Annotated in this window: 6 protein-coding genes; 1 reads left to right on the plus strand and 5 read right to left on the minus strand. The window is 57.6% G+C overall.

Going from position 1 to position 8,484, the window contains the following annotated elements:
* Positions 1–5: 5 nt before the first annotated feature.
* The 3 genes from L630_RS0109510 to L630_RS0109520 all read right to left on the minus strand — a co-directional run bounded on the left by L630_RS0109510 (position 6) and on the right by L630_RS0109520 (position 5,235).
* Positions 6–857, minus strand: coding sequence for a hypothetical protein (locus tag L630_RS0109510; RefSeq protein ID WP_024848027.1), 852 nt, complete (start codon positions 855–857; stop codon positions 6–8).
* Positions 854–3,595: a DNA methyltransferase gene (locus L630_RS0109515; RefSeq protein WP_024848028.1), complete on the minus strand. Its 2,742-nt coding sequence runs from the start codon at positions 3,593–3,595 to the stop codon at positions 854–856. The genes L630_RS0109510 and L630_RS0109515 overlap by 4 nt, the downstream gene beginning before the upstream one ends.
* A gap of 161 nt (positions 3,596–3,756) precedes the next feature.
* The gene (locus L630_RS0109520; RefSeq protein WP_024848029.1) at positions 3,757–5,235 is read right to left on the minus strand and encodes a MobA/MobL family protein; all 1,479 of its coding nucleotides are present in this window, start codon (positions 5,233–5,235) and stop codon (positions 3,757–3,759) included.
* Positions 5,236–5,756: 521 nt separating this feature from the next.
* On the opposite strand from L630_RS0109520, the gene L630_RS0109530 reads away from it, so the two are divergent.
* Positions 5,757–6,539, plus strand: a complete 783-nt coding sequence (locus L630_RS0109530; RefSeq protein WP_144708990.1) for a hypothetical protein — start codon at positions 5,757–5,759, stop codon at positions 6,537–6,539.
* Between the two features lie 683 nt (positions 6,540–7,222).
* Here the strand turns inward: L630_RS0109530 and L630_RS0109535 are convergent.
* Both L630_RS0109535 and L630_RS0109540 read right to left on the minus strand, forming a co-directional pair.
* The gene (locus tag L630_RS0109535) at positions 7,223–8,098 is read right to left on the minus strand and encodes a hypothetical protein (RefSeq protein ID WP_144708988.1); all 876 of its coding nucleotides are present in this window, start codon (positions 8,096–8,098) and stop codon (positions 7,223–7,225) included.
* A gap of 98 nt (positions 8,099–8,196) precedes the next feature.
* On the minus strand, positions 8,197–8,484 hold a 288-nt coding region (locus tag L630_RS0109540; RefSeq protein ID WP_024848032.1), incomplete at its 5' end, for an integrase core domain-containing protein.

Here is an 8,484-nt window from a genome sequence, read left to right on the forward strand (position 1 = left end):
GCCCTTTACCGAACCCTCGCATCGAAGCGACGGAGGAACAATCGAGCCGTAATCAAGCTGATCTGGAGACGGAACGTCGCATCGTCCTCTTCCGACAGGCCAGGGTGACCACCGTGCGGATGCATCCTGTTCATGAGGGCTTGGACGTACTGCGTCTTCTGGCCGTCCCACTCGTTGTAGTCAGCGAGCAGAAACGGCGGTTGCACACCGCCGCCCAGAAAGTTCCGCTTTGCCTGGCTGTCCTTCTCCGGGGCGCAACCCAAGCGCTCCGCCACCTCGTTCAAGTAACTTTCATAGAAATTCCGAAGCGCTCCATTGGACGATGCCCATTCTCCCCGCTGAAATGCAGCCATCGCCTGTTTCAGGTGTCCCTTAGCGACATGAAAGCCATGGCGATCTAACAGAGCGACTATCTCGCTTTCGGCCTCCCGAAACGCGAGTTCCGGCACGTCGTCAGGTAGCATCCTCACCAGATCTATCCGCTTTTGGGTGCGTGGTTGCTCCCAAGGATGGGCGGGCTTAATTTCGGTCCTTGTCTCGACAATCTCGAACCCATCGAAACGTAAGCCAGCTGTAAGCTTCCTCCAACTTTGGCTACGCTTGACGTTGTCAGGCGCCTTAATTGCTGTCTCGACTAGGGCCCTCTTTAGGTCAACGACCCCGGCTTCCGTGTAGACCTCGATCTCCTCATCAATGGCGGTCCGAGACAGGCTTGCTACTCGTGCCGCCTTGCTGGAGCCGCCGCACCGATCCGAAATGCCCCATTGGACGGCTAGGACGTCAAGGTCGCTGTGGGAATGGAAGTCGGACACCACCTCTGCGGCGGCAACAAGCGTCATGCGATTGAATTCGCTCATGCCACCCTCTTGCCCTTGGTCATCTTCGTGTACATCTCGAAGAGCTTCTCCAGCCGCTCAGTGTCATTGCGGAAGCGCCGACCGATATAGATGCGCTCAAGCACCTCGTCGTTGCGCTCATGAGCAGCGCGCAAATCGTGTGGCATCATCTCCGGATCATAGAGCTCAGCAATCGTAGCGGGGAAATGAGCTTCTCGTGCCAGCAGGATGTCCTCAGCACAGCGGGTTAGGTCTGCCTTATTCTTCGCAGTTAGTTCTGGGACCGGAAAGTTGTTCCAACCCACCGTGTTCGAATAGGACAACCGCATCTCCAAACGGACACATACAGTCGCTATCCACACCCAGTGAAGGCGAGAACAGATAATCGCTGCATTCCAAATATCCGCATCGTATAGCGCAAAACACTTATTCGACGCGATGCAGTCAGCTGTTACGTAATCGAAGGGAATATACTCGCGATTCTCGGAGCTAACGCCGGCGACAAGGATGGAATGTTTCGTCGCGGTTCCGCCAATCTGCACAAATCTATGTGGCTTTTTTGCAAAGTCACGTGTCGATTTCGCGTCAGAGTTCATGCGGCTTTCGGCAACTGCGTGGAGTCTGCCGGCAATGAACGGATCGCCTTGTGCTTCCTCCACGTCCGCATCTTCGATCCAGATGCAGTATCTCACCTTCCCGCTAATCAATTCATCGGCGCCAATGAAACGTCTCACGAACTTTGCAGTCGAAGGATTGTTCTTTAACCGCTCTGCCTCATCCACCGTTAAGAACAGATGCCCGCCGTCACGGGGCATATTTCCAAAAAGCATCGGGGAATGCGGACCTATCGGTTCGCTTCGCTTTGTAACTACATCGCTCTTGTCGGGAACCAGATATGGGCCAATGACAGAGCATTCTCGCACCAAGCCATCGCTGTAGACTTTCTTGGTGCCTAGGGCTGCTTTCGATAGTCCAACGATGACAACCGTTACACCAGCATTGTGGCTCGCCAGGTTCCTCCACTTGAACGGCGAGTGTGCAAATCGAATTTCGATTCCTCGCCTAAAAACAGCGGGCCAAATATCGGAGGCTTGCTGCCCTTGACATATGCTGTTTGTGGTCACGAAAGCGGCTACAGCTTCTGGAACCCGTTCGCAATAATCGAGAAAGCGGGCGATCCAACCGGAGACGAAATCGGTAGTCCTCGCCAAATGTGGATGTTTGGCCCAAGCATTTGCGAGATCGGATTTCTGCTCGGCGGACTGCCATTTACTCCCCTTGTAGGGTGGATTGCCGCAAATGTACGTTTCCCCGCCCTCATTCTCGAAATCGATTTGCGCCTGATCGAGCGGCGCATGGAACAGGTCGTCAGCTTGGAACTTAACTGTGGTCCCAGTCGGCGGACAAATGCTCAGCCAATCGAGTCGCAGCGCGTTACCGCAAGTAATCCAATTCATGGCGTCCAATGGCAGGAACTCGGCGAGAGCCTCCTTCTGCCCTCGGTAGAGCACGTCGCACTGGTACTCTGCGATGATGAGCGCCAGGCGCGCGATATCGGCCGGGAAATCACGCAATTCGATTCCGCGGAAGTTGGTCAACGGAATCTCCGTGCGGCGGTCCGGCTCACCGCGTCTACGATTAATTTCGGCCTCGATCGCCCGCATTTCTTTGTACGCGATAACCAAGAAATTCCCGGACCCGCAGGCCGGATCAAATACCCTGATCTTGGCCATGCGTTTCCGGAGGTTCAGCAGCATTCGGGCGTTATCGCCAGCCTCCTCCAGACGCGCGCGGAGATCATCGAGAAAGAGCGGGTTCAGGACCTTGAGGATATTTGGAACGCTTGTGTAGTGCATACCGAGCGCACCACGCTCCTCGTCATCAGCTACAGCCTGGATCATCGAACCGAAGATGTCGGGATTGATCTGCCTCCAGTCGAGATTGCCAATGTGAATAAGGTACGATCGAGCAAGTTTGCTGAAACGCGGCACGTCCATGCTGCCGGAGAAAAGACCGCCATTGACGTAGGGAAAAGCATCAGCCCAGCGTGGAAGCTTGGCGGCTGCGCGGTCGGCGATCTTAGTGTTCATAGCGCGGAACAGTTCTCCGATCACTTCATGGGTGTTCGAGGAGTCGCGCGCGCTCATCTGCTCGACGGTTCGTGTGAACAGGTTTTGTCCACGGAAGATATCGGTGTCTTCGGCGAAGAAGCAGAAGATCAAACGCGCCATGAAGTGATTCATGTCCCGCCGGCGCGCGCTCGATTCCCACTCAGGGTTGTCCTTTAGGAGTTCGATATAAAGGCGGTTCAGGCGACCCGTCGCCCTTATGTCGAACGCACTTTCGCGGATTTGCTTAACTGTAGTAATGCCAGCGAGCGGCAAGAAGAAGCCGAAATGGTTCGGGAAGTCCGCGTATTCGCAGGCGACCGTTTCACCGCTGATCAGATCTTCCGCCTCGAACGTCAAACCATCCGTAGCTAGGATGAACCGAGCCTTATTGGCTGCGGTTCTCGGACTGCTCCGGAGCGCTGTCAGCACGTCACCAACCTGCCCTTCCGGACAGGTAGCGATATGGATGTTGTTGCGCTGCAGGACGCCACCGGAAACGTCCGACGAATTTGATGAGCCGCTGCGCAGCCGCTTGATTGTTGTTTCCTTGTTGCCGAACGCGGCCAGGAACGCGAAGGCGAACTCTTCACAATCGAAGGGCGCTTCTGCTAGTTGAGTTACGGCTTCCTCGATCTCGACTGCATTCATTCCCTTCGCCCACCCGATCTGTCCGGCCCTCTTCGACGGAGCCTGTGCCCGCGCGAGTCACTCAGCGCGGCACTGTCTGGATAAGACAATTGAGCAAAAAGGTCATGTCCGAGATCAAAGCAACGGCAGAGCCTCCAATCGCTTCGGCAACGTCATTGACCTCAGCGTGGGTTAGATGGTCGCGCCAGGGAATTGCGTATGGCGGAGTCTGGGAGTGGGGCTGCGGATGTGGGCTTCAGGACCCTCGCTAACACCTTGGTATCGGGATCGGTCGCGGGAGGAACGCCCTTTACGAAAGATCGTTGCGTAAGCTTCAAATGGATCTCCCGGCTCGTTCCGATACGAGGGAAGCTTTCATATTGGCTCGCTACTTCGAGGCTTTCCTGCGACTTAAAGGTCGCCTCTCGTTCAGCTTGTTCGGCCAGAAGTCGATCAAGTTCAGCCCGCGCTTCTTGTGAGAGGTCATGGTTGACTACCCTAAGCCCGCGCAACACGGCGGCCACGGTTACAGCGTCCTTGTAGGCTTGATCGCCGAACACCCGCACCTCGGTCCAGCCATGCCGTTCGGCGGCGGCAGCTGTTTCGATGGCGGCTTGCCATGTGAGACGGCCCCGCAGGCCAATCGCATCGCCTCGATCAATAATCGTGCTGCCGTCGTTCAGGTCAATCCACAGGCACCTTCTTACGGTATCGAAACGGGTAGATTTGATGGCCCCCACGGCGTCGGCATCGATCCAGTCCTGTGCTTCATGCCAAGCGCGGAGGGTGGCAGCCCGGCGGTCAGGCCTGTCCTCCCGCGCGGCTGTCGGTCGGGCCGGTACAAGGTGACGCTGCCGTCGCTCCCGTCGCTCCCATAAGCGCCTATTGATCTTCTCTAGTTGGAAGGCTGCTTCGATCGCCTCGGCCTGTGCCGCTTCCCACCGGCGACGCAGCCTGCGGTGATCCTGAAGGGATGCCAGCGCCTTAGGCAGTTCGCCCGTGCGAGCCAACACCTCGAAATTCCACCTAGGCAAGTTCGGTTCTGGCGCAGGCCAATTCCGCTCGGCATTCGAACGCGGATCACCGTTGTAGAGGACGCCGTGCTGTCGGCAGAACGTCGCTAGGCGTTCGGCGAACTGCTCCCGGATCACCCTGCCGTTGCGTTCGCGGAAGAATTCGTTCCAAGCTCGATTTTTCTTCGTCGTGAACCCGCCGCCGTTGAATCCCCTGAGTGTTGCCAGCCCATGAACGTTGACGTTCCGTCCGCCGTCGCTTGCCGGACTGTCGTGGATGTCCACCTGCATCACCATGCCCATGTCGATGAATGGACGATAGACGTAGCGGACGCAGGATTCCCATAGGCGGGCTGGCACGCTGCGCGGCATAGAGAAATCCACAATGCGCGCCTCTTGGGCGTCTACGCGCTTTTCGGCCGCGGCGGCACGCTGCCACAGGCTCTCCGGTGTGCTCGCCCAGACAGGAGCGCTTTGGGGGATGAGCATGATCGTTTTGACGTGCTCCGGGGCCTTGCGGGCAAAGTCAAACATCCGCCCCTCGTGGTCCACGATCTTGCCGCACGACTGGTACGCTGAACGCTTTGCTGCCGAATGTCCTTCGGATCTCGAAACGACACCAAGCTGCACCCTGAAAAAATCACTCATGAAGACCTCCAGCCCTAGGGCGCAACGGGTCGGCTTTTGGAGCAATACGCGTGCCCTCGCGTTCCAAGTTCGGCAGATGTCGGATCTCTTATCGAGCGACGTTCCGCAAGGAATGTATAGGCGAGCCTGTCGTCTGTGTTTTCTTCCTTCATACCACAATGTTGTGTCGGCTCTTGCGCCGGCGCAAATCCGACCAAAAGATCGTTCCAGAGGCACCGGCTACCGGAGGGCGATGATGGCGAGCGCGATAGAACAGAAGCTTGAACTGGCACGGCTGCGCGAGCGCAGGGCCAAGGCTAGGACCGCACGGTTACGCCGGTCCCTGGATCAGGCGAACCGGAGAACACGCAACCAAGTGAAATATACGTTGGGAGCCGCAATCCTAGCATTAGCCGAGTCCGGCAAAGGCGAGCAGATGGTCGCCGGACTGCGCCGTTGGCTGGATCATTATCTCTGTCGCCAGGAGGATCGCGTGGTCCTTCGCGACACGCCGTTTTCGCTGGAACCAGGGGAGGGCCATCATGGTTGCAAATGAGGTTCTCTGCCAGGCACGCTGGCAAGATCGCCACGTAAACCAAGTTGCTCCCCCAGGTGCCTGGGCGACCAAGCAGCCCGTTGATCGAAAGAACCGACGTTGCAGCAGACTGGCCCTAAAACGGGCGACACGTTATACGAGACGGCGTCATATCTTCAAGCCGCTCTGGCCCTTGATTGTAATGCTTATTTTGATCCGTCTGATCTTCGAGCGCAGGTCACGTCTCATTCTCTCTTGGTCGGGGGGGAGGACTCTCGGAGACGTTCAGGGCGCGCGTCAAACATTGGGATCGAATAGAGGGCTGGGTGGCAATTGGGCGCTTGATGCCACCGAAACAGGCGCGGCGCTTTCCGGCGAGCTTGAACAAGAGTATCGGCCGTCAACGCGGTTCCTCGCGAAAGATATTAGTCAGGTTGTCGCATTCCTCATCCGCAATAGGGGTAGACTCGACACTCCGGTCGTTCGCGCCAAATGGCATCAGGTTGATCGGCTCTCATTGCCGCTGGCGATTTACCTGCGGGAAATCGAGGCGATGGATGCTTGGGCCGATCTCGAAACAGAAATTTTGGCAGCCCCGCCTGGGGCCCTGATCACATCAGCAGCAGAACTTCCGAAGTCGATGCGCCAGCGGAAGATCCTTCGTCTTCTTCCGGTGTGGACTCGCCGTGGCCAGATGTTTCTCACGAACGGCCTGCCCATGCTCTGCGTTGATCATGTGCCGGACATGGAGTCGCGCGACAAGCCTGGCGGGGTAGTCTGGAAACCGTAGGAGGACGGTAGAACCACTATCCGTTACGCTGCTCCTGCGATGTCAGTTCCCTCTGTCTTTCGCAGATGAGTTGTGAAGCCATCGTCTCGGCCGCGAGCATGGCACTATGGAGAGTTGCGAAGAGATGGCGGAAGGGTCTTAAATCTCTTCCTGATACTATAGCAACGTAGCCACTCACACCTGCGACCTCCGCGCGGCCGATACAAAGCTCAATGGAGATTTCCGGAAGTTCATGATAGCGGGCTGAAAGGCCTGCGGACCAATCTTCACCCGGCTGGTGCTGCCAATTGCATACGGTGCAGCTAAGTGGTTCGCCGGGTAGCGCGCAGACCGGATCTGAAACCCAACGGATGATATGCACTTTGTTCGTCATGGGCCATCTGTCCTGACTGGAACGGAAAAAATCTGAGATTTATAGCTACGACGTCGTCAACAGCGTCAGGGAGCGCTTGCTCTCGTCGCACCCAATCCAGCAGCCGCGTCTGCTCTTTCTCAAAGCCGCCACAGGCAGCATGGGTGCGAATTGGTTCCGATCAGTTTGAATCAGACGTCACGCATGTGGGGAGGGGGGTATTCATTGCTTGAGCCCGCCTAGCTCAATGGAAAGACCGGAGGTCCAGATGAATTCAAAGGGTTGGCCGCCGGCCTTGTGTTATCGTAGGAGGGAGGTCCAACGCAGCGATCTACATCGCATTTTCCCTGTGAGGAAATAAGCCGACCCTGACGATGGGCGTGAGCGGCGTGCGATCAAGAGGTCCCCGCTCATGCTGCGCGATCCAGCGGAGCCGTCGCTGACTCCACTTCGGCCCGCAGGGCTGGAGACGATAGTGGCCGGATACTTTGACACGGCGGCCCAGCTTCCAGCCTTCACTAGAACCCACCTGCTGACCTCGATCCAGGCGGCGTGCGGTCAGCCGCCAGACCCGGAATAGGCTGAACTTCTTTGCCGTCGCTGCTGATTTCCGGCTCAACCGCCGTTCATGTCCCGCTGGTAGATGCGGCAGCATTTCCCAAGCCCGCCCGTCGGCAGCCTCCATTTCGGTGAGAGCATAGGTCGTCGCCAAATAAGCGAAATCTTCCAAGTCCTGCAGGACCTCCTTCAAATCCACGCCCGTATCGCGCGCAACCTCCGCGAGACGCCGCGAAGGAAGTCGCCCCTCGAACCCCATGTCGGCCCATAGCTTCATTACGTCCTCGTCGTGAAACTGATCCGTCAGCAGCGAATCATCGCCCTCAAGCCACGAGACACGGCGCACGTCTCGGCGTCCCGGTTCGGAAAATACGGCCAAGAAACGGACGCCGGCCGTTGTCGCGGTGATAAAAAGAGCACACACCTGCAATGCATCGCCAAACAACAGGGCGCGGGACCCGATGTCGAGATAGATGACACGATGATGCCTAACCGCCTCGCGAGCGTACTTGCACACCTCCGAGGAAATCTTAGCCCCCGCAAGGTCTCTAACGACCTCACCGTCCAGCGAAGCTGCCAGCGGGGCCACCTCAGTTTCGAAGAAGAAAGGTGTAAGAGTCTCCTGCCAAATGGCTGTCTCCGCAGCCACCTTTTGAAAGCCCGGGACAGTTGCATGGGTTGAGGAAACTGCCTCCAGTCTCGAACCCTTGAACCGCGCCGGGATTGCCGGAGGCATTTTGGTTTGAGTCACGCTGCCATGGCCGGCTCTTCGAGCATAGCGTAGTAGCGCTCCTCGGCTTCGGCCGGCGGGATATTGCCGATGGGCTCCAGCAGCCGGCGATTGTTGAACCAGTCGACCCATTCCAGCGTCGCGAACTCGACGGCCTCGAACGAGCGCCATGGCCCGCGTCGATAGATCACTTCGGTCTTGTACAGGCCGTTGATCGTCTCGGCGAGAGCGTTGTCGTAAGAGTCGCCGATGCTGCCGACGGAGGGCTCGATGCCCGCTTCGGCCAGGCGCTCGGTATACTTGAT

It is taken from the genome of Aminobacter sp. J41 (genome assembly GCF_000526635.1).
Classification (GTDB): domain Bacteria; phylum Pseudomonadota; class Alphaproteobacteria; order Rhizobiales; family Rhizobiaceae; genus Aerobium.